Below are 20,171 nucleotides of genomic sequence, written 5' to 3'. Positions count from 1 at the left end.
TTTCCGAGTACTCCTCTAGCTCACCTCGGGGCAACGGAACTTCACTACACAATAGCACGCCGCCAGGTCGTGGGGCGAACGGCTAGGTTCCTCGTCCGTCAGCGAGCCGCGCGCCGTACTAAGGGCCGTGCAAATCCATGAGGGCAACCGGCTGTATCACGAGCCTCACCGCGACCGGGCGATCGTGATCGAGCGTGGTATCTGATTGTCATCGGACGACATTCCGCGCCGGCCGCATTATCTACAGCGACGCACGCTGAGCCGGCGTCGGCATTGAACGCAGTTCGTTGCCCCTTCAAGCCAGCCCAAACGTTTCCACGGCCCGCATGATGCCGCGCAATTCGGCCAAGCCCTTCAGGCGGCCGATCAGCGAGTAGCCGGGATTGATCCTTGTCTTGCCGATATCGTCGGCGAGCAGGTGGCCATGGTCCGGCCGCATCGGGATTTGCCAGTCGGCGCGGCCCTCCTTGCGGCGGCGCGCCTCCTCCTGCATCAGCGCCAGGATGACATGCGCCATGTCGGTGCCGCCTTCGAGATGCTCGGCCTCGTAGAACGAGCCGTCATCCTCGATGGTGATGTTGCGCAGATGGGCGAAGTGGATGCGGTCGGCGAATTCCTTGACCATGGCGACGATGTCGTTGTCGGCGCGCGTGCCGTAGGACCCGGTGCAGAACGTCAGCCCATTGGCCTGGCTGTCGACGGCATTGAGAATGAAACGCGCATCCTCGGCGGTCGAAACGACGCGCGGCAGGCCGTAGAGCGAAGACGGCGGATCGTCGGGGTGGATACACATGCGCACCCCCTCCTCTTCCGCCACCGGAATGATCTCGCGCAGGAACCAGGCGAGGTTGTCGCGCAACTCCTTCGGCCCGATCCCATCGTAGTCCGCCAGCGCCTCGCGAAAACTATCGCGGTCATATTTGCGCTCTGTCGCCGGCAGGCCGGCGATCAGGTTGCGCTCGATCTGGTCCATCCTCTCAGGCGACAATTCCTTCAGCCGCGCTTCCGCCTGCGCAATACGCGCCGGCGTATAGCTTGCCGCACCGTTCTTGCGCTTCAACACGAACAGATCGTAGGCGGCGAAATCGATCGCGTCGAAACGCAAGGCGTAGCCTGTCGTCGGCAGCCGGTAGGCAAGATCGGTGCGGGTCCAGTCCACCACCGGCATGAAATTGTAGCAGACCGTGGCGATGCCGGCCCTGGCCAGCGCGCGGATTGAGTCGCGATAGTAGCCGGCATAGCGCTCGCGTTCCGGCGCACCGATCTTGAAGGAATTGTGGACCGGAATGCTCTCGACGACCGACCAGGTCAGTCCGGCTTCCTCGATGATGCGCTTGCGCTCCAGCACTTCGGCCTCAGGCCACGCCCGGCCGTCATAGATATGGTGGAGCGCCGAGACCACGCCGGTGGCGCCCGCCTGCTTGACATGATCGAGCGTCACCGGATCATCGGGCCCATACCAGCGCCAGCATTGTTCCATTTTCGGCTTTCCTTCTGCGAGAGGTTGGCAACTTATTGTTGGACCCCGATGGGAGTCGATAGAAAATGGAGGAGTTTTTAGAAATGATGGATTTCGACGGCAAGGTCGCCCTGGTGACCGGGACGACCGGAATCGGCCTGGCAACCGCCACACGCCTTGCGGCCGGTGGCGCCGCAATCATCGCCTGCGGCATCGACCGCGCCGCCAACGCGTCATTGAAAGCGCAACTGGAAAGCACTGGAGCAGCAGCGCTGGTCATCGACACCGACGTCGCCGTTTCCGATCAGGTGCGCGACGCGGTCGCGGCTGGCGTCGCGAAGTTCGGCGGCCTGGATGTCATCGTCAATTCAGCCGCCGTCCATCCCTATGGCACGGCGACGACCACCGACTGGGAAACCTGGAACCGAACGATGACGGTCAATGTCGGCTCGATCTACCTGACCGCGCATTTCGGCATTCCGGAAATGATCAAGCGCGGAGGCGGCGCCATCGTCAACGTCGCCTCGGTGCAGGGCTTTGCCTGCCAGCAGAACGTCGCCGCCTATGCCACGACCAAGGGCGCCATCCACACGCTGACGCGCTCGCTGGCGCTCGACTACGCGGCATCAGGCGTTCGGGTGAATTCGGTCAGCCCGGGCTCGATCCGCACGCCGATCCTGGAGAAGGCTGCGCGCGGTGACGGCGGCAGCGATGCCGATGTCGAAGAGGCATATAAGCGCTTCGGCGCCGCGCATCCGCTCGGCCGTATCGGCGAACCGGAGGAAGTGGCGGAACTCATCGCCTTCCTGTGCTCGTCGAAGGCCGGCTTCTGCACCGGCGCGGACTACAGGATCGATGGCGGCCTGACGGCAGGTATTGGCGTCAGATAGAGCACTGATCGTGCTCTGCCCGTTCGCCGGCGATCTCGAGCGCTGTCCACCGTCTCTAGAGCCTCCACATCCGCTTGGCATTGCCCGAAAGCAGCTTCGCCCGTTCGTCGGGACTGGCTCCCGCAATCAGCGCATGCGTCGCCGCCACCCAGGTTGCAAGGCCACCGCCATGCGTGCACACCGGCCAGTCGCTGCCCCACACGACGCGGTCCCAGCCGAAGCAGCCGATCGTGTGCTCGACATAGGGGCGCAAGGTCTCGACTGTCCATGAGCCGGCATCGGCATAGGCGACGACGCCGGAGATCTTGCCGATAACATTGGGACGCCGCGCGATCTCGCTCATATGCTCGCGCCACGGATGTTCCGCACTGGCCTTGATGTCGGGCACGCCGCAATGGTCGAGCACGAACTGCACATCCGGCGCCAGATCGGCCAGCGCAACCGCCCTTGGAATCTGATGCGGCAGGACGACGAGGTCGAAGGTCAGGCCTGTGCCGGCAAGCCGCTTGATGTTTTCGCGAAACAGCGCGCTGTCCGAAAGCTCGTCCGGCATGACATGCAGCACGCGGCGGAACCCCTTGACGAAGGGGTCGGCTTGCTGGCGCTCGAGATAGACGGCGAAGCCGGCCTCCTCCGGACGGCAGGAGGCGATCGCCCCGCGCAACAGACTGCCCTTCTCCAGCGACTGCGCCTTCACATGGCTGGTCTCGGCCTGGATGTCGGCTTCATCGACGTCGACCTCCATATGCAGCGCGGCCTCGATGCCGGCGCGGCGGGCCTGGATCGCATATTCCGCGTGCGGGAAATCGCGGTTGAGCGCCGGCTCGCGGCTGAGCCAGGGATAGCGCAGCGCCGACAGGTCGATCAGGTGCAGATGAGTGTCGATGATCATGGCTGTCCTCCTCGGTGATTTCAGATCATCGCCAAATGCCTAAACCCAGCGCATGACACAAGCTTTGGCTCAGGCCCGCTTCGGGATCTCTTTGTCCTCGAGCAGCAGCGTCAGCCCCATGGCGACGAAATAGAGCGCCGCCACCCAGATGAACATCACGTTGAAACCACTGGAGTAATGGTCGAGCACCACTTCGCGGATCGCGCCCGGCAGGCTCGATGCGAGGTGCGGCGTCAACCCGTTCAGGCCACCCGGCAGCCGGGCGGCGGCGTCTGCAGGAAGCTCGGCTGTCTGCCGGTTCAGCGCCCAGATCATCACCGCGCCATTCAGCGCCAGTCCGAGCGATGCTCCGAGCGTCCGCGCCTGGGTGATCAGCGACGTCACCGCGCCGATATCCTGCAGCGGTGCTGCCGCCTGGATCGCCACGATCAGCACCTGGAACTGCAGGCCCATGCTGATGCCGAACACTGCCATCATCGTCGCCAGCACCCAGATCGGCGTGTGCTGGTTGGTGAGGACAAAGCCCAGCATCAGAAACCCGCCAATACCCATGGCGACCACCGGCATCCATTTGTAGCGTCCGGTTGCGGCAATTACCCGCCCGGCGACGATCGAGATGACCATCGATGTCAGCGACGCCGGCAGGAACAGGAAGCCGACTTCGGCCGGGCTGAGACCCGTCAGCGTCTGCATGTAGAGGGCGAAATAGAAGAACATGCCCAGCGTCACCGTTCCGGCGACCAGCGACACGCCCGAGACGATGCTGACCGTCGAATTGCCGAACAGCCGCAGAGGTACGATCGGCTCTTCGGCCCGCCGCTCGACCATGACGAACAAAGTGATGGCGACCACTGCCAGCAGCGGCAGCGCGAAGGTGATGAGGTCCGGTCCGCTGGGGTCGAGCACGTGATAGCCCCAATAAACGACCGCCGTCGTGCCGATGGCGAGCAGCGCGCCGCCGAGATAGTCGATGCGGTGCCGCTTCTCGTTGAACCGGCTGCGCATGGCGAAGGCCAGCACCGCCAGCACGATGATGCCTATCGGCAGATTGACCAGGAACACCCAGCGCCAGCCGAACAGGCTGGTGATGTAGCCGCCGGCCAACGGGCCGAGCACCGACGACAGCGCGAACACCGCCGAACTGTAGCCCTGATATTTCGCGCGGTCGCGCGGCGAAAACAGTTCGCCGATCATGGCGAAGGCGGAGACCATCAGGCCGCCGCCGCCGATGCCTTGCAGCACGCGCGCGGCAATCAGGCTCTCCATCGACCATGCCATGCCGCAGACCAGCGAGCCCACCAGGAACAGGCCGATCGCCGTCAGCACGACATTCTTGCGACCATACATGTCGCCGAGTTTGCCGTAGAACGGCGAGACCGCGGCGGTCGAGAGCAGATAGGCGGCACCCACCCAGCCGAACAGATGCAGATTGCCGAGTTCGCCCGCAATGGTAGGCAAGGCGGTGACGACGATCTGCATGTCGATGGTGGCCATGAACATGGCGATCAGCGCGCCAAAATAGACGATCAATGTCGTCAGATCGGGCCTGGCTTCGGCCTCAACGGGCGCTGTGTCCGGCAGCGTCTGCTCGACAGTCATCGGTGCCTCCGTAGCTTGGGGCGCGATTTATGTGCCCACAACCAGGAGGTGTCAACCATATATGTGCGCATAGCATATAATTGACATCAGCATATATTTTTGCTAGCCCGCTATGGGATGAGCAGCAACGCCTCCGGCAGTCCTGACCGATTTCCACCCCTGTTCCAGACGCGCGGCGATCGGGATCTCGCCGATCTGGCGCGCGGCAGCGGCCTGTCCGAACCGGCGGCCGAGGCCGTGGCCGCCATCGATGCGGTGATGAGCAAGGTGCGCCGCTCGATCCAGCGCCGCGACTTCGGCCGCATGATCCTGGCGCGCGTAGACCCTTCGCTGGAAGTGAGCCATTTCGATGCGATCGGCGCCATCGCGAACAATTCAGGTCTCAGCGATACCCAGCAGGACGAGGTGACGGTCGGTGTCATCGCCGAGCGCCTCGAGATCGACCCGTCGCGCGCGAGCCGCATCTCAGCCGACATCGTCGAGCGAGGCTTTGCATGCCGCGTCGCGTCGCAACGCGATGCCCGGCGCATCTGCCTCAAACTCACCGCCAAGGGCGAGCGCTTCGTGGCGGCGGTGCGCCAGACCAAATGGCGGATTTTCGCCGGATCGCTAGCACAGTGGGATGAACAGGACCTGGTAACGTTCGCCACCTTGCTGGAACGCTTCGCGGGATGGGCCATGGACGAAGCCGGGATGAAAAGGTCCGCCGACGCCGTCAAGCAGTTGATGGACGAGATGCTGTCCGAAACGAAATAGGCGGCACGGCGTGGACGCTCACCCATGTGTGCGAGCCGTTCGATAGCCCTTGACGCTCGAGTCGCGTCGGATCGTTATCGGTCGAAGAAACCGGCGTCCTCTTCCGCGAGGTACTTCTTCGCTGCCTTGGCGTCGATGTCGAGGCCGAGTCCCGGCGCTTCGAGCAGGTCCACCATACTGTCCCTGACGATCTGCCCCTTGGGCAGGCCGATGACGATGTCCTCCCACCACGGGTCGGAGGCGCTGGGATATTCGAAGGCGATGTAGTTGGCCGGCAGCGTGGCGCAGACATTGATCAGCGCGCCGAGGCCCAGCAGACCGTTCGCCGTGCCGTGCGGCGCCATCATGATCGAGTGCATGTAGGCGTGCTCGGCCACCCATTTGAGCTCGGCGATACCGCCGATGTCGGCGGGGTCCGGGCCGATGACGCGCACCGCCTGTGTTTCGATCAGTTCCTTGAAATTATGGCGCAAATAAATCTGTTCGCCCGTATGGATCGGGGTGGACGTCGATGTGGTGAGTTCGCGGTAGGCCTGCGGATTGACCCAGGGCACGTAGTCGCCGGTCAGCATATCCTCCAGCCACATCAGATTGTATTTTTCGACGGCCCGCGCGAAGCGGATGGCGTCGGGCAGGAACCAGCCGGGGCCGCAATCCAGCGCCAGCGAGACCTTATCGCCGAGCACATCCTTCATGGCGATGACGCATTCGACCATATGCGCCATGCCGCGCTCGCTGATCTGCCCCTGGTCCATCGCGCCGTGATAGGTCGGCGGCTGACGCACGCCGTAGTGGAAGTCGGGGACGCTGGTCTTCATGTTGGAATGAAAGCTGATGCCTTGCTTGACCATGAAGAAACCTTCCGGCCGCTCCATCATCCATTTGACGTCGGCCGCGTAATCCTCCGGCCTGTCGCCGGTGCGCTTCTTGCGGATGGAACCGTTATAGACCCGCACCTTGTCGCGCACCTTGCCGCCGAGCAGCTTGTAGACCGGAACGCCTGCCGCCTTGCCGGCGATGTCCCACAGCGCATGCTCGATAGCGCTGACGGCGGCGCCGTAGGGCTTGAACGAGCCGCGCTGGCGGATTTTCAACATCACGCGTTCGACATCGGTCGGGTCCTCGCCGATCAGCGCGTCGCGGAAATGCAGCACCCAGGGTTTCAGATAAGGCTTGGTGTACTCGACCTCGCCGAGGCCATGGAGGCCTTCGTCGGTGACGATGCGCACGATGGGGTGCCTGCCGATGACGGCGCACCTGAGATCGGTGATCTTCATGATGTCCTCTATTTCACCGACGAGAAGGCGGTTGGCGCGAGAAACTGGCTGGAAATATTGGCCAGGATCGGGCCATCGCGCTCGGACTCGTCGCGGGCCTCGAGCCATGCCGGATCGGTGGTGAAGGCCTTCCATCTCACTTCGCGCTCGGCAAGGGATTCCCAGGCGACGAAATAGGTCAGTCGATTGCTGTTTTCGCCGACCACCGTGGTGAAGAACCCGGCCTGGCGGATGCCATGTCTATCCCACAGCGCCAAGGTATGGTCGTTGAAACGCTTGAGCAGCGCCGGCAGTTGGCCCGGCACGCAGTCGTAAATGCGAAGTTCGTAGATCATGGTCCATCCTTCTGTTCACCTCTCCCTCCGAGGAGAGAAGTGTAGAGTCAGCTCCAGGTGCGGTCCCAGGAGTATTCGTCGTCCCAGTGATCGGTCGGTTGCCAGATGCCGGTGACGCCGGGCTGCAGGTGCTGGCTGATCACTTCGTCGACGATGTCGTCGATGCCCAGACCAGGCTTGTCGGGCACGGTGATGAAGCCATCCTTGACCAGCGGCTTGGGCAGGCCGGTGACGATATCGTCCCACCAGTCGACTTCGACGCTGTGATATTCGAGCGCCATGAAGTTTTCCGTCGCCACCGCGACATGCGCGGCGGCCATTGCCGCGATCGGGCTTTCCGCCATGTGAATGGCCATGGCGACGCCATGCTCCTGCGCCGCGTCGCCGATCTTCTTGGTCTCGAGAATGCCGCCGGTGGTCAGCAGATCCGGATGGATGACCGAGATGCCGGCGTTGAGCAGCGGCTCGAAGCCTTCCTTGAGGTAGATGTCCTCACCCGTGCAGATCGGCACCGAGGTCGCCTGCTGCAACTGCCGATACTGCTCGGTGTACTGCCAGGGGATCACGTCCTCGAGCCAGGCCGGTGCGTATTTCTCGATCCGCCGGGCCAGACGGATGCCGTCCTGCAGCGAGATGTGGCCGACATGGTCGATGGCGAGCGGAACCTCGTAGCCGATCACCTCGCGGACCTCGTGGATATATTGGTCGAGCAGGTCGATGCCCTTTTCGGTGAAGTGGAGGCCGGTGAAGGGATGCGGCACGTTTTGCGCGTCATAGGCGGCATTACGCGCCCGGCGCTCGTCCAGCGTGCGTGCCGGACCGCGCGCGGCATGGCTGCGGAAACCGTCGAGCACGCCGGCCGGCGCCACCACTGCGCCCGATATGTGCGAAATCTGCGCCAGACCGAGATCCATCTTGAGGAAGGTGAAACCGAGATCCATCCGCGCCTTGAGCCGCTTTCCGGTCTCGGTGCCGCTGGGCTTGTCCGCGTCGGTGTCGCAATAGACACGCACCTTGTCGCGAAACCGTCCTCCCAGCATCTGGTAGATCGGCACGCCATACGCCTTGCCGGCGAGGTCCCAAAGCGCGATCTCGATTGCCGAGACACCGCCACCTTGCCGCCCATGGCCGCCAAATTGTTTGATGCGGCGGAACAGCCGGTCGACGTCGCAAGGGTTCTCGCCCAGCAACCGGCTCTTCAGCATCAGCGCATAGGTCGCGCTGGCGCCGTCGCGCACTTCGCCCAGGCCGACAATGCCCTGGTTGGTGTAGATCTTGACCAGCGCGGAGGTGAACGGCGCGCCGACGATCTCGGCAACGCGCAGGTCGGTGATGCGCAGGTCGCTCGGCCTGGAGTTCGTATTTACCCGATTGAGCGCCTCGCCGGCGCTACCCGTGTTTGCCATGGCTTATCCTCGTTCTGATTGGTGGCGCCCCGCACCCCCGGCCTGCATAAGCGTTGCTAGCCAAGCTCTATCTCGTGGGCCTGCAGGTAGTCTCGGTTCATCTCGACACCGAGACCCGGCTTCGACGCCAGCTTGAGGCTGCCGTTCGAGACATCGAGTGGCTCGTCGATGAGGTGATTATATTTGTCCAGGTTCCACTCCGACGTTTCCAGCTTGTAGAAGTTGGGAACCGTCATCATCACCTGCGCTCCCGCAACCACATTGATCGGTCCCGCGGCGTCATGGGGCGAGACCGGGATGTAGTAGGCTTCGCACAGGGCGGAAATCTTCTTCAGTTCGGTAATGCCGCCGGTCCAGGTAACGTCCGGCATGATGTAGTCCGCAAGCCTGTTCTCGAGCACCGGCACGAAATCCCATTTGGTGTGGCCGCGCTCGCCCCACGAGATGGCGGCACTGACCTTCTCACGCACTTGCTTGAGAGCATTGAGGCTTTCTGGCGGGCATGGCTCCTCGAACCAGTCGATCTGGCCGGCTTCCTCGAGGCTCCGGCAGAGGCGAATGGCGGTGGGCACATCGAAGCGGCCATGCGCATCGATCAGAATGTCGACATCGGGCCCCGCCGTTTCGCGGATCAGGGCCGTGAGTTCGGCGGCCTCGCGCTCGTCCTTGCGGGTCATGCTGCCATCGAGGTAGCCGTCCCGCTGTTCGCGCGCCAAGCCATCGGCGGTGCGACCCTGATGGGGGAAAGGATCGAACTTCAGCCCGGTGTGTCCGGATTCGACAATGTCTCGAATTTCGCGGACCACAGCCTCCTTGCTGGTAAACTTGGCCTGGTTGGGATGGGTATAGAGCGCGATTTCGTCGCGCACCGGTCCGCCCAGCAACTCGTAGATCGGTTTGCCGAGATCTTTGCCGCGAATGTCCCAGAGCGCTATGTCGATAGCGCTCACGCATTCGACTGCGGCGCCGCGGCTGCCCATATAGGTGAAGCTGCGAAAAATCTTGTGCCAGAGATGCTCGATGCGCGCCGGATCCTCGCCTGTGACGGCAACACCGATCTGCCGCAAGATCGTGCACAGGGCGCGGTTGGCGAGCCTTGTGGTGGTGGTGATTTCCCCCCAGCCACTCACCCCTTCGTCGGTCGTCACCTCGATGAACAGGAACTCTCCCCAATAGGAAGCATCGGACTTGATCAGCCACGGCCGAACGCTCGTGATTTTCATTTCTCAACTACCTCTGCCTGATGGCCGGACCAATGATGTTCTGGGCTGGAAATTCTATCCGGCTCGAGCGGCATTGCGCGCACGCATCTGTTCGAGAACGTGCCGGCCGGAACCCTCGACATGGCGGGCAATGAGTTCGGCCGCCTCGTCGGCATTTCCCGCTTTGATATGCGCGATGAGCTCGCGGTGTTCACGCATGATGGCGGCCCGCCGCGCGAGCGTGAAATTGAAACGCCGGCTCACGGCTCGCAGCACTTCGCGATGCTTCCACCAAAGCTCGGCGGCATGGCGGTTGTAGTGGCGCTGGTACATTACGGTGTGGAAGGCGGTATCCAATTCACTGTGCCGCAATGTGTCGGTGAAGTTGTTCTCTTCGATCAGAGCCTGGATGCGTTCGAGTTCGGCGATGTCCTCGCCGGTCGCCATGTTCACGAACCATCGCGTCAGGGCCGGCTCGATCAGGACTCCGATCTCGTAGATATCCCGGACGAAATCCTGGTCTATGGGTCGGACGCGGGCGCCACGGTTGGCGACAAAGGTGACGAAGCCCTCCCCTCGCAACAGCTGCAGCGCCTCGCGTACGGGGTTGGTCGAGGTGCCGTGACGCCGGGCGAGATCGGTAACCACAAGTCGTTCGTTGGCGGCGAGCCGTCCCTCGATGATGTCTTCCCGGATCAGTTCATAAAGCGAGGCGCCCTCGCTGGACGCCGCGATGGGATCAATCCCCACGGGTGGCTCTGCTTTGAAATCGCTTGTTTCGGCCAAAGCCGGCTCCCCCGATTAGTACATCACATGCTCGATATCATACACGGGTTTTGCAAACAATGTACGATCGGGTGCGTTGACAGGCAATCCACGATCTGAAAACGTACCAGATGATCGAAGGGATACGTTGAGCAGAAGGACACATCCCGCACGGTCGAACGAGCCCCTTGGCGCACGGCGGCATGGGAGAATCTGGGAGGATACTATGACGAGGATTACACTCGGCGGTGCCGTCCTGCGCGGCACAGTAGCCACTGCTTTGATGGCGTCGCTCATGTCGGGATCGGCGCTGGGTTCGCCGCCGGTCGATTTGAGCAAGTGGTCGCCGGAATATGTGCGCTCCATCGCCGGCACACAGGATTTCGACACGGCCGCCGATTGCGGCAAGGTCACTCCGCTCGACTACAAGGGGCGACTGACGTTCTGGTATCAGGGTGTGTTCGAGGGCGACCCCGATCTCCTGCGCCAGTACTACAAGGATTTCTTCGAGACCTTCCGCAAGACCTATCCGAACATCCAGCTCGAGGATCAGGCCCTCACCTACAACGACCTTCTCGACAAATTCCGCACGGCGCTGCTCGGCAATGCGGCGCCGATGGCGGTCCGCCTGCAAATCCTGGGTGGAACCGAGTTCGCCTCGAAGGGTTATCTGCAGCCGCTCAAGCCGGAAGATGTGGGCTATCCCACAGAGGATTTCTGGCCCGGCGCCATGAAGGCGGTGACATGGGATGGCGTGACCTACGGCATTCCCACCAACAATGAGACGATGGCGTTCATCTGGAACGCCGACATCTTCAAACGCGCTGGCCTCGATCCGGACAAGGCTCCGGCGACCTGGGACGACGTCGTCAAATATTCCAAGCAGATCCATGACAAGCTCGGCATTGCCGGCTACGGCCTCGTGGCGCGAAAGAACGCCGGCAACACGCCGTACCGCTTCATGCCGCAGCTATGGGCCTATGGCGGCGGTGTCTTCGACGAAGCCTCCGCGAACCCGACCTATAAGGAGGTCGAGCTCAATAGCCCGCAGAGCAAGGCGGCGTTGCAAGCCTCCTACGACATGTATGTTCGCGACAAGTCGGTTCCGGTTTCGGCCCTCACCAACCAGCAGGCCGATAACCAGCCCCTGTTCGTCGCCGGCCAACTCGGCATGATGGTCTCGCACCCGTCCGACTATAACGTCATGCTCGACCTGCAGAAGAAGGCAACGGGCGCCGACAAGGACAAGGCGCAGACCGTCATCGACAACATGCGCTATGGCCTGATTCCGACCGGCCCCGACGGCAAGCGGGCCGTCGTGTTTGGTGGCTCGAACATTCACATCCTGAAGCCCGAATATGTCGAGGGCGGCAAGGTGGACGAGCCGGCCGCAAAGGCCATCATCTGCATGTGGACGAGCCCTGAATGGTCGTTGAAGATGGCGTATGCCGGCTCGAACCCGGGCAACCTCAACGGCTTCAAGACCAAATGGATGAAGGAACGTCTGGACAACATCAAGTTCCTCGATGTCACCACCTCGATGTTGCCATACGGCATTCCGTTCCCGGCGCTGCCGCAGTCGCCCGAGATCATGAATATCATCGTCCCGGACATGCTGCAGAACGCCCTGACCGGAGCGATGACCGTCGACCAGGCTGCCGACGATGCGGCCGAGAAGGTGAAAAACCTGATGGACGGACTCTAGTCCGGGCCTGACCTGCGATCCGACCGGCTGTGCCGACAGTGCGTGCAGCCGGTTTGCTCCTAACAACAAGGGCACGCCATCGTGACGATCGTGACCGGCAAGGCCGAGGCTCGCCGAAGATTGCAACCCGGTAGCTCCGGCGTGCTGCGGAATATCTGGGAGCATCGCGCCGACTACGCATACGTGCTTCCAGCGATCGCCGTGATGCTCATCGTCATCGCCTATCCGATCTACTACACGGTCGAGCTGTCGTTCTTTAAGACGCCGCCTGGCCTGCAGCTCCGCGACAAGACCTTCATCGGATTGGACAACTACACGGCCATCCTCACCAGCCAGGTGTTCTGGAAAGTCACCTTGAACACCCTGATCTGGACGATCGCATCTACCTTCGTTGCCTTTGCCTTGGGATTTGCCGCCGCGCTGGCCCTCCACCGCGAGTTTATCGGCCGGGGTGTCCTGCGCGCTATCCTGATCATTCCTTGGGTCATCAGCGCGGTTGCCGCCTCCTATATCTGGAAGTGGATCTACCATTCGGACTTCGGCATCATCGGCGCGGTGCTGGTCGGCCTCGGATTGGCTGACCGGCCGCCGAACTTCATCGACAACGTCAGCACGGTGCTGCCCTCCTTGATCGTCGTCAATATCTGGCGCGAGTTTCCGTTTGCCATGATCATGATGATGGCCGGTTTGCAGACGGTCCCCGACCAGTTGTTGCGCGCCGCGGAAGTCGACGGGGCCAATGCATGGCAGCGTTTCTGGCACGTCACCTTCCCGCATCTGCGCAACGTCTCGACGGTGACGATCCTGCTGCTCGCAGTGGCCAATTTCAATTCCTTCATCATCCCGTGGATCATGACCGGTGGCGGGCCGTCGAACGCTTCGCACATCTGGATCACCCACATTTATGAGCTCGCCTTCGGCCGGCAGCGATGGGGCGTCGCATCGGCCTATTCGGTACTCCTGTTCCTCATGCTGATGGTGCTGGGCTACTTCTACGTCCGTGCGCTGGCCGGCAACGAGCGCAAAGAGGGGAGCGCATGAGCACGATCGTCGAGACAGTCCCTCGACGTCCGGCCCGGCGCCGCATGCGCATCGACGGATGGCGTTGGGCCGGGCGCATCTTCCTTGTGTTCATGCTGCTTTACACCGCGTTGCCGATGATCTGGATGCTGATCACCTCGATCAAGTCCGGCTTCGCGGCGATGCAGTTCCCGCCGCAATGGTGGCCGGAAGAGCCTACCCTGGCCAGCTACCAGAAGCTGCTCGATCCGCAAAACAGCGTCGGCCAGGACTTCCTGCGTTTTTTCTGGAACAGCCTCTACGTGTCCACGGTCACCACAATCCTTTCGGTGATCGTGGCCGTTCCTGCGGCCTACGCCTTTTCGCGCTTTCGTTTCCCCGGTCGAAACTTCCTGTTCTTCACCGTGCTTTTGCGCAACATGTTCCCGGCGGTGATCTTTCTCGTGCCGCTCTTCATCCTGATGCGCGCGATCGGGCTGGTGAACACGCATGGCTCGCTCATTCTCACCTATCTCACCTTCGGCCTGCCGCTGGCGATCTGGCTGCTCAAGGGCTTTTACGACAACATTCCGGTGCAGCTCGAGCAGGCGGCGCGGATCGATGGGGCGACCCGGTTCCAGGCCTTCATCCTGATCGTGATGCCTCTCTCGACGCCCGGAATCATCGCCACCGCGATCTATTCCTTCATTGGCGCCTGGAACGAGTACATCTATGCCTACACCTTCCTTTCCAAGAACGAGCAGTTGACCCTGCCGGTCGGCATACAGCGTTTCTTCTCGGAGAATACGACGGACTTTCCGGGCCTGATGGCGGCCAGCTTCATCATGAGCGTGCCCGTCGTGGTGCTGTTCCTCCTCCTGCAACGATACTTCGTACGCGCCCTTACAGAAGGCGCGGTCAAACACTAGAGCCGGATGATTTCAGGTCTGTTCGACCTGAAATCTGAATCGCCTCTAAATCAAAGAGATAGAGCATGATGTCGTCCGAAAACCGCTTCACACTTTTCGGCATCATGCCGTAGGGAGTTGCCGATGGCCCACGTGGTCCTGAGAGATCTCGTCAAGACCTATGGCGGCTTCAAAGCTGTCAACGACGTTTCGCTGACGGTCAATGACGGCGAGTTCGTTGCGCTCGTCGGCCCTTCGGGCTGCGGCAAGACAACCACGCTCAATCTTGTCGCGGGATTGATCCCGGTCACATCGGGCGACATCGTCATCGGCGACCGCGTGGTCAACGACCTCGACCCCAAGGACCGGGACATCGCGATGGTGTTCCAGAACTACGCGCTCTACCCGCAGAAATCGGTCTACAAGAACCTGGCGTTCCCGCTGCAGATGCGCAAGCTGCCCAGGGACGAGATCGACAGGAAGGTCAAGGAAGCGGCGCGCGTGCTCGACATGACGCACCTGCTCGAGCGCAAGCCGCGCGAACTTTCAGGCGGGCAGCAGCAACGTGTCGCCTTGGGGCGCGCCCTCGTCCGCGACCCTGCCGTTTTCCTCATGGACGAGCCGCTCTCCAACCTCGACGCCAAACTGCGCGTCCAGATGCGCTCGGAGATCAAGCGCTTCCACCAGGACCTCAAGGCGACCATCATCTATGTCACGCACGACCAGCTCGAAGCCGTGACCATGGCCGACAAGATGGCGGTGATGAACGGCGGCTACCTGTTGCAATACGATTCTCCGGCGCAGGTCTTTGCCCATCCGGTGAACATGTTCGTCGCCAGCTTCATCGGCAGCCCGGCGATGAGCCTTGTTCCACTGGAGGCATCGACAGCAAACGGCAACACTGCGTTGACCGGCGCGGAGGGCTGGAGCCTTGAGCTCTCGCCGCTCAACGCCCGGAAGGTTGCGGGGGCAACGTCGAGGAAAGTCGTGCTCGGCGCACGTCACTCGACCATCAGGCTCCACAAGAGCGCGGTGCCAGGCAGCGTCCCGGCCAGGGCCTATACAGTGGAGCCGACCGGAGACGTCACCTTCGTGCAGGCGTTGCTGTCAGGCGCCATCGTCAACATCAGCGTGTCCCCCAACATCGCCGTCGCACCTGACGAGCAGATCTGGCTCGAGTTCGACCAGGAGCGGCTGCATCTGTTCGATGGCGAAACTGAACTGGCCCTCAAGGCCGGCTGAGACAAGACGGGGTTCATTGGGAACGTTGGGGATGACTGAAAAGCTTAAGATCACCGCGATCAAACCCTATCCTGTATGGGTTGGAACGCGTAATCAGATGCTCGTCAAGATCGAGACCGACCAGGGCGTCTTCGGCTGGGGCGAGAGCGGCTTGAGCGGGCGCGAAAAGGCCGTTGCCGGCGCGGTCGAGCATTTTCGCGAGTTTCTCATCGGCCGTGACCCGATGCAGATCGGGCGGATCTGGCAGGAGGCATATCGCAGCCAGTACTTCGAAGGCGGGCGCGTTCTGCAGGCGGCTATCTCCGCCATCGACATCGCCCTTCACGACATCAAGGGCAAGGCGCTGGGGGTGCCGGTCTACGAACTGCTGGGCGGCAAGCAGCGCGACCGCATCCCCACCTTCGCCTCGACCGGAGACGAGGCCGAGGGCGACCTCGCCATCGAACGAGCCCGGGAGCTGCGCGCACGGGGGTGGCAGGCGATCCGCTTCTTCCCCGTAGGGCAAAGCAGCAGGGACATCTTCGAACCCCGCGAGTCGATCGGCGCTACCGCGAGCATGCTGAACAAGGCGCGCGAGGCGCTGGGCGACGACGTCGTCCTCGGCATCGACTATCATCATCGGCTGTCGGTGGCAGAGGCGGCGAGCTTCTGCAACAAGCTCGGCCGCGGCGTGCTTGATTTTCTCGAGGAGCCGATCCGCGACGAGACACCTGAAGCCTACGAATCCCTGCGCAGGATGACCGACATTCCCTTTGCCATCGGCGAGGAATTTGCCAGCAAGTGGCAGTTCCTGCCCTACATCGAGCGCGGCATCCATCAGTTCAACCGTCTCGATGTCTGCAATGTCGGCGGGCTCACCGAGGCGATGAAAGTCGCCGGCTGGAGCGAGGCGCACTATGTCGACCTGATGCCGCACAATCCGCTTGGTCCGGTGTGCACGGCCGCGACCCTGCATCTCGCCGCCGCGGTACCCAACTTCGCGTGGCTCGAGACCAGGGAACCCGAGACGAAGCTGGGCTTCGACAATTCCGACTTCTTCCCCGTGCAGCCACGGCTCGACGGTCCCGACTATCCGGTCAGCGACCTGCCGGGGCTCGGCGTCGAGGTCAACGAAGCGGCGGTCCGGGCGGAGGCTTTTCGTTTCTGGGAAGCGCCTCACCTCAGGCGCCGGGACGGGTCTGTTACGAACTGGTAGTTCCATCTCAACCGGAGTCCACAATGACGCATATCCCTGACATCACGCGACCGTCCAAAGACCTCATTGACGCCCTGAGGGAAATCGGCGCCGCGACGGTTGCCGGCACGCTGGGCCACATGGGTTTCCGCAATCCGCACATGGTCGGTCCGGTGGCGCAGAACCATGGGAAGTCGATCGTCGGGCCGGCGCTGACGCTGCAGTTCCTGCCGCAGCGGCCGGACCTCTTCAGCGAGGGAGAATACGCCGACCCGGAAACGCAACTGCACCGGCACGTGCTCTATCACGCGCAGGAAGGCGATGTGGTCGTCGTCGACGCGCGCGGTGACATGAGCTCGGGCGTCTTCGGCGATATGATGTCGACCTACTTCAAGGGCAGAGGCGGCGCGGGCATCGTCATCGATGGATGCATGCGCGACCGGCCGAATGTCGAAAAGCTCGATCTGCCGCTATGGCTGCGCGGCTGGACGCCCAACTACCATGTGCAAACCAGCATCTATCCGAACGCCGTCAACGTTCCGATAGCCTGTGGTGGTGTCACGGTGATCCCGGGCGACATTATCATCGCAGACGACGACGGGGCGGTTGTGCTTCCCGTCGCAATGGCGGCAAAGGTAATTGAAGAATCGAAAAAACATCACGATTGGGAGGAGTTCTCGCGCGAGAAGCTCATGCAGGGCGCCCCGCTGCAGCGCTATTATCCGCTGCACGACGATGCTCGCGGCGAATATGAGGAGTGGCGCAAAGCCAACCGCCCGGCGGATTGAAGCAGGCATTCAAAACGATCCATATGCGGTGAAATTTGATGTGCGCCCCGACAGACTACTGGGAGGACGTCTCAGCCAGGACCGCGCCGCCGACGAACGTCCCGATCAAGAAAGGCGCTTTCGTCTGGCGAGGCGGCGGCTCCGACACGGAAGGCGAACGACGTGACCCGCGTCGCATTGATGTCGATACCGCACCGGAAGCTCAGATGGTACCATGTCGTTGCCGTGCGGAAAGCGGTGTCTGGGGCGTCAAGAACATTGCCGGCCTTGAGCGGAATGCTTGGGATCAGTTGGGGAGAATAAGAGGCGTCGTTCAACTCTTGCTCAAGAACGCTGGCGCAAAGTCTGGCGGCCCGTTGATCGCGAGGCACGTCGGCCATCGAGTTCGTTGCGAACACATCACCGGCAGCGCCTTGCGAAAAGAGTTTGCGAACGCCCGGAAGGCCCGAATATGGCCGCGGTGTAGCCGAGGCCACGTCGATGGAGTTTGGCTCTTCGGTGATTCCGCGTCCTGACTTCGTAGCCTTTGCCGGGCGGCGTTTCGGCACGTTTTCGGGTCTGGTCCGAGGCGCCTGAGCCGACGCGGGAAGCTCGATCTCACCGTCGTCCCCATGGGCAGCCAAAGGCATTGCGGCCGCGGATGCCTGTTTGTCAGCGGGAGGGGTCGCAGCCTCCTGTTTGTCCGCTTCCGGCTTCTCATTAATCTTGGCTGACTCTGCCGGCCCTCCGGCGTCTGGCGCTGGGGCGGGTTTACTCTCCGCATCCTTTGGCGCGACAGCCGACTGTGGCTCGTTATCCTTGGCCGGCGATGGCGCATTGTCATGAGCGCTGCCTCCATCCAAGGATTTTTTGGGGCCAGTGTCTTTGTCGCCGAACTGAAAAACAGGCTTCAGGACCTCGATTGGCGGCAGCTTTTCCGGTGCCGGCTTTTCAACCTTCTGCTCCGGCGGCTTTCCAGGTTGCGGTGGAGGCGGCGCGGGAGCGGGCTCAGGCTTTGGCGGTTCGGGCGGCGGCACGAGCGCGACGTTCACCGCTTGCTCCTCCTGCGGCTGCTGGGCAGGAACGGGCAGGCCATAGACCAGGAACGCGGTGATGAGCGCATGCAGGACCAGCGATGCGGGCAAGGCCCACAGCAAAGTCCGACGCCGCTCGGATGTCTCGGTCTTCATCCCTCACGATGTGGAGCGAAACTGCGGCGGCATCAAGCGTGGCAACCGTATTGGCGCATTCAGCCGCAGCTCAGCAGTGAGGAGACGACGCATGATTGCTTCTCGCCGCCGGCTCCATTCTCTGCATGCCCGCCTCCAATCTCAGCGACGCAGGCTGGCGTCGCGGGCACGCTCGCGGAGCTCTTCGCGAGAAAGGCCCGCATCCGCCAATATGCTGTCTGGAAGCCGCCTCAAGCTCGCAAGCGTCTGGCGATAGGCAAGCCAGCGGGCGAAACGGTGTCGAAGTTCATGCAACATGATCGTCTCCTTGGGAGCGAAATACCTCACGCTCTTGAGTTGGTCGAAAACGCAAAGCAATCGCGCAAAGCGTATGCACGATCGAAGGATTGGACTGACTTCCTGGCCAACCGAGGTGCCTGTCATTGTCCCACCAGGGCAGGAATTTCCAGCGCCTCTAACGGCTGCATACTTGCGCATGATGTCCGCTTCGCGCTACAGCCACGGTCGCAAGGAGTTTTTCATTTCTGCAATATGGATATTGGCTGGGACGATCTGAGGTTGTTTCTCGACGTTGCGCGGCTGGGTGGTCTGAGCGCGGCTACGGCAACCACGCGCCTCAGCGCAGCCACACTCGGACGACGTGTCACCGCGCTCGAAAAGCAGATCGGCGAAGCGCTGTTCGTACGGCAGCAGACCGGCTACCGGCTAACCCCGGTCGGTGAAGAACTGCTGCGGCGCGCCGAAGACGTCGAAGCAGCAATGCAGTCGCTAACCCGCTGGCGCGAGGGAAACCTGCCCGACCGCATTGTCCGCGTCTCGGCCGGGCCTTGGACCTCGGCCTTCGTTTCGGCCCATATCGGCGAAATCTGGACGGTCGATGACGGCATCAGGGTGGAACTCGTCACCACGACCGATCGGGTCGACATCGGTCGCCGCGCCGCCGATATCGGCATCCGCAGCGAGCGCCCAACCGAACAGTGGCTGGCCGGCCGCCAGAGCGGCAAGGTCGCCTATGCCATCTATTCCGGACGCCACCTGATTAACGGCATCGCTGCCGGCTTGTTCGTCGGCGTCACCGGCGAAGGAGCGAACGTCGCCTCGGCGCGCTGGCTGCAAGCCCATCACGGCGACCGCATCGCCGTGCGCGGGAACAACGCCCATTCGGTGCGAGAACTTGTGGCCGCGGGCGCCGGCCTTTCAGTGTTTCCGTGTTTCGTCGGCGACAGCGACCTGCGGCTGGTTCGCGTCGCTCAGCCTATCCCAGAACTCGAAACCGACCAGTGGATCGTCACCCACCATGAGGAACGCCACTCCCCGCCAGTACGAAAGATTGCCGACCGGATTGCCGCCCTGATGCGGACCCGTCAGCCGTTGTTTAGCGGCAAGATGCCGATCCGGTAAGCCTCAGGGGTCGATCGGCCGCCACATTCTCAGGTTCTGGCGCGTGAGGCGGGCGCGTGAAGCTTGAAGGGGTTGGATCCCGGATGTGGATTTTCGCTGGCCAGAATCCGAGCCGGTTCCGGAAGATTGAACTGGAGACTCGTTCAAAAGGTCGGCTCATTCAGGCGTATATGGTACAAGTCCCACATCTTGTCTTGCCGCAAA

Annotated in this window: 19 protein-coding genes; 9 read left to right on the top strand and 10 right to left on the bottom strand. The window is 62.3% G+C overall.

Going from position 1 to position 20,171, the window contains the following annotated elements; genetic code table 11:
• Nucleotides 1-295 precede the first annotated feature (295 nt).
• Complete coding sequence (gene uxuA / locus NKI88_RS17450) at nt 296-1,480, bottom strand: mannonate dehydratase (RefSeq protein ID WP_352656321.1); 1,185 nt, start codon at nt 1,478-1,480, stop codon at nt 296-298.
• An 83-nt stretch (nt 1,481-1,563) separates the two neighbouring features.
• Here uxuA and NKI88_RS17445 point away from each other — a divergent pair, with 83 nt between their 5' ends.
• On the top strand, nt 1,564-2,349 hold the full coding sequence (locus NKI88_RS17445) for an SDR family NAD(P)-dependent oxidoreductase (RefSeq protein ID WP_352656319.1): 786 nt from the start codon (nt 1,564-1,566) through the stop codon (nt 2,347-2,349).
• Between the two features lie 55 nt (nt 2,350-2,404).
• Here the strand turns inward: NKI88_RS17445 and NKI88_RS17440 are convergent, their stop codons facing one another.
• Together NKI88_RS17440 and NKI88_RS17435 are read right to left on the bottom strand one after the other, a co-directional pair.
• Nucleotides 2,405-3,241, bottom strand: a complete 837-nt coding sequence (locus tag NKI88_RS17440) for an amidohydrolase family protein (RefSeq protein ID WP_352656317.1) — start codon at nt 3,239-3,241, stop codon at nt 2,405-2,407.
• A 69-nt stretch (nt 3,242-3,310) separates the two neighbouring features.
• On the bottom strand, nt 3,311-4,840 hold the full coding sequence (locus tag NKI88_RS17435) for an MDR family MFS transporter (RefSeq protein WP_352656315.1): 1,530 nt from the start codon (nt 4,838-4,840) through the stop codon (nt 3,311-3,313).
• A 117-nt stretch (nt 4,841-4,957) separates the two neighbouring features.
• Here NKI88_RS17435 and NKI88_RS17430 point away from each other — a divergent pair, with 117 nt between their 5' ends.
• On the top strand, nt 4,958-5,596 hold the full coding sequence (locus NKI88_RS17430) for a MarR family winged helix-turn-helix transcriptional regulator (protein WP_352656313.1): 639 nt from the start codon (nt 4,958-4,960) through the stop codon (nt 5,594-5,596).
• 74 nt (nt 5,597-5,670) lie between these two features.
• Here NKI88_RS17430 and NKI88_RS17425 read toward each other — a convergent pair whose 3' ends face one another.
• From NKI88_RS17425 to NKI88_RS17405, 5 genes are read right to left on the bottom strand one after another with little or no spacing between them, the layout of a single operon-like run.
• Nucleotides 5,671-6,873 (bottom strand): mandelate racemase/muconate lactonizing enzyme family protein, encoded by a 1,203-nt coding sequence (locus NKI88_RS17425; protein ID WP_352459545.1) that lies wholly within the window; start codon nt 6,871-6,873, stop codon nt 5,671-5,673.
• 8 nt (nt 6,874-6,881) lie between these two features.
• Complete coding sequence (locus tag NKI88_RS17420) at nt 6,882-7,208, bottom strand: NIPSNAP family protein (RefSeq protein WP_352459544.1); 327 nt, start codon at nt 7,206-7,208, stop codon at nt 6,882-6,884.
• A 47-nt stretch (nt 7,209-7,255) separates the two neighbouring features.
• Nucleotides 7,256-8,614 carry a mandelate racemase/muconate lactonizing enzyme family protein gene (locus tag NKI88_RS17415; RefSeq protein ID WP_352656311.1) on the bottom strand — a complete coding sequence of 453 codons (1,359 nt, stop codon included), beginning with the start codon at nt 8,612-8,614 and terminating at the stop codon, nt 7,256-7,258.
• 56 nt (nt 8,615-8,670) lie between these two features.
• Nucleotides 8,671-9,837, bottom strand: a complete 1,167-nt coding sequence (locus NKI88_RS17410) for a mandelate racemase/muconate lactonizing enzyme family protein (RefSeq protein ID WP_352656309.1) — start codon at nt 9,835-9,837, stop codon at nt 8,671-8,673.
• A 54-nt stretch (nt 9,838-9,891) separates the two neighbouring features.
• Nucleotides 9,892-10,602: a GntR family transcriptional regulator gene (locus NKI88_RS17405; RefSeq protein ID WP_023691374.1), complete on the bottom strand. Its 711-nt coding sequence runs from the start codon at nt 10,600-10,602 to the stop codon at nt 9,892-9,894.
• A gap of 205 nt (nt 10,603-10,807) precedes the next feature.
• On the opposite strand from NKI88_RS17405, the gene NKI88_RS17400 reads away from it, so the two are divergent.
• The 6 genes from NKI88_RS17400 (at nt 10,808) to NKI88_RS17375 (ending at nt 17,397) form a co-directional block, all read left to right on the top strand.
• Nucleotides 10,808-12,286: an ABC transporter substrate-binding protein gene (locus tag NKI88_RS17400; protein WP_023668101.1), complete on the top strand. Its 1,479-nt coding sequence runs from the start codon at nt 10,808-10,810 to the stop codon at nt 12,284-12,286.
• 81 nt (nt 12,287-12,367) lie between these two features.
• Complete coding sequence (locus tag NKI88_RS17395; RefSeq protein WP_023681191.1) at nt 12,368-13,327, top strand: carbohydrate ABC transporter permease; 960 nt, start codon at nt 12,368-12,370, stop codon at nt 13,325-13,327.
• Entirely contained in the window at nt 13,324-14,214 is an 891-nt protein-coding gene (locus NKI88_RS17390) for a carbohydrate ABC transporter permease (RefSeq protein WP_352656306.1), read from the top strand. The genes NKI88_RS17395 and NKI88_RS17390 overlap by 4 nt, the downstream gene beginning before the upstream one ends.
• 123 nt (nt 14,215-14,337) lie before the next feature.
• Nucleotides 14,338-15,435, top strand: coding sequence for an ABC transporter ATP-binding protein (locus NKI88_RS17385; protein WP_027048644.1), 1,098 nt, complete (start codon nt 14,338-14,340; stop codon nt 15,433-15,435).
• 31 nt (nt 15,436-15,466) lie between these two features.
• Nucleotides 15,467-16,630 carry a mandelate racemase/muconate lactonizing enzyme family protein gene (locus tag NKI88_RS17380; RefSeq protein WP_352512509.1) on the top strand — a complete coding sequence of 388 codons (1,164 nt, stop codon included), beginning with the start codon at nt 15,467-15,469 and terminating at the stop codon, nt 16,628-16,630.
• A gap of 23 nt (nt 16,631-16,653) precedes the next feature.
• Nucleotides 16,654-17,397, top strand: a complete 744-nt coding sequence (locus NKI88_RS17375) for a ribonuclease activity regulator RraA (protein ID WP_023752140.1) — start codon at nt 16,654-16,656, stop codon at nt 17,395-17,397.
• 71 nt (nt 17,398-17,468) lie between these two features.
• Here NKI88_RS17375 and NKI88_RS17370 read toward each other — a convergent pair whose 3' ends face one another.
• Together NKI88_RS17370 and NKI88_RS17365 are read right to left on the bottom strand one after the other, a co-directional pair.
• On the bottom strand, nt 17,469-18,566 hold the full coding sequence (locus tag NKI88_RS17370; RefSeq protein ID WP_352656304.1) for a DUF930 domain-containing protein: 1,098 nt from the start codon (nt 18,564-18,566) through the stop codon (nt 17,469-17,471).
• Between the two features lie 141 nt (nt 18,567-18,707).
• A complete protein-coding gene (locus NKI88_RS17365) occupies nt 18,708-18,863 on the bottom strand; it encodes a YjiS-like domain-containing protein (protein WP_023681184.1) in 156 nt (51 codons plus the stop codon).
• Between the two features lie 234 nt (nt 18,864-19,097).
• On the opposite strand from NKI88_RS17365, the gene NKI88_RS17360 reads away from it, so the two are divergent.
• Nucleotides 19,098-19,967: a LysR family transcriptional regulator gene (locus NKI88_RS17360; protein WP_352512505.1), complete on the top strand. Its 870-nt coding sequence runs from the start codon at nt 19,098-19,100 to the stop codon at nt 19,965-19,967.
• Nucleotides 19,968-20,171: the final 204 nt, after the last annotated feature.

Origin of the sequence: Mesorhizobium sp. M0317, from assembly GCF_040321555.1 — a bacterium.
Classification (GTDB): domain Bacteria; phylum Pseudomonadota; class Alphaproteobacteria; order Rhizobiales; family Rhizobiaceae; genus Mesorhizobium.
This window is presented reverse-complemented; position numbering and strand designations above follow the sequence as displayed.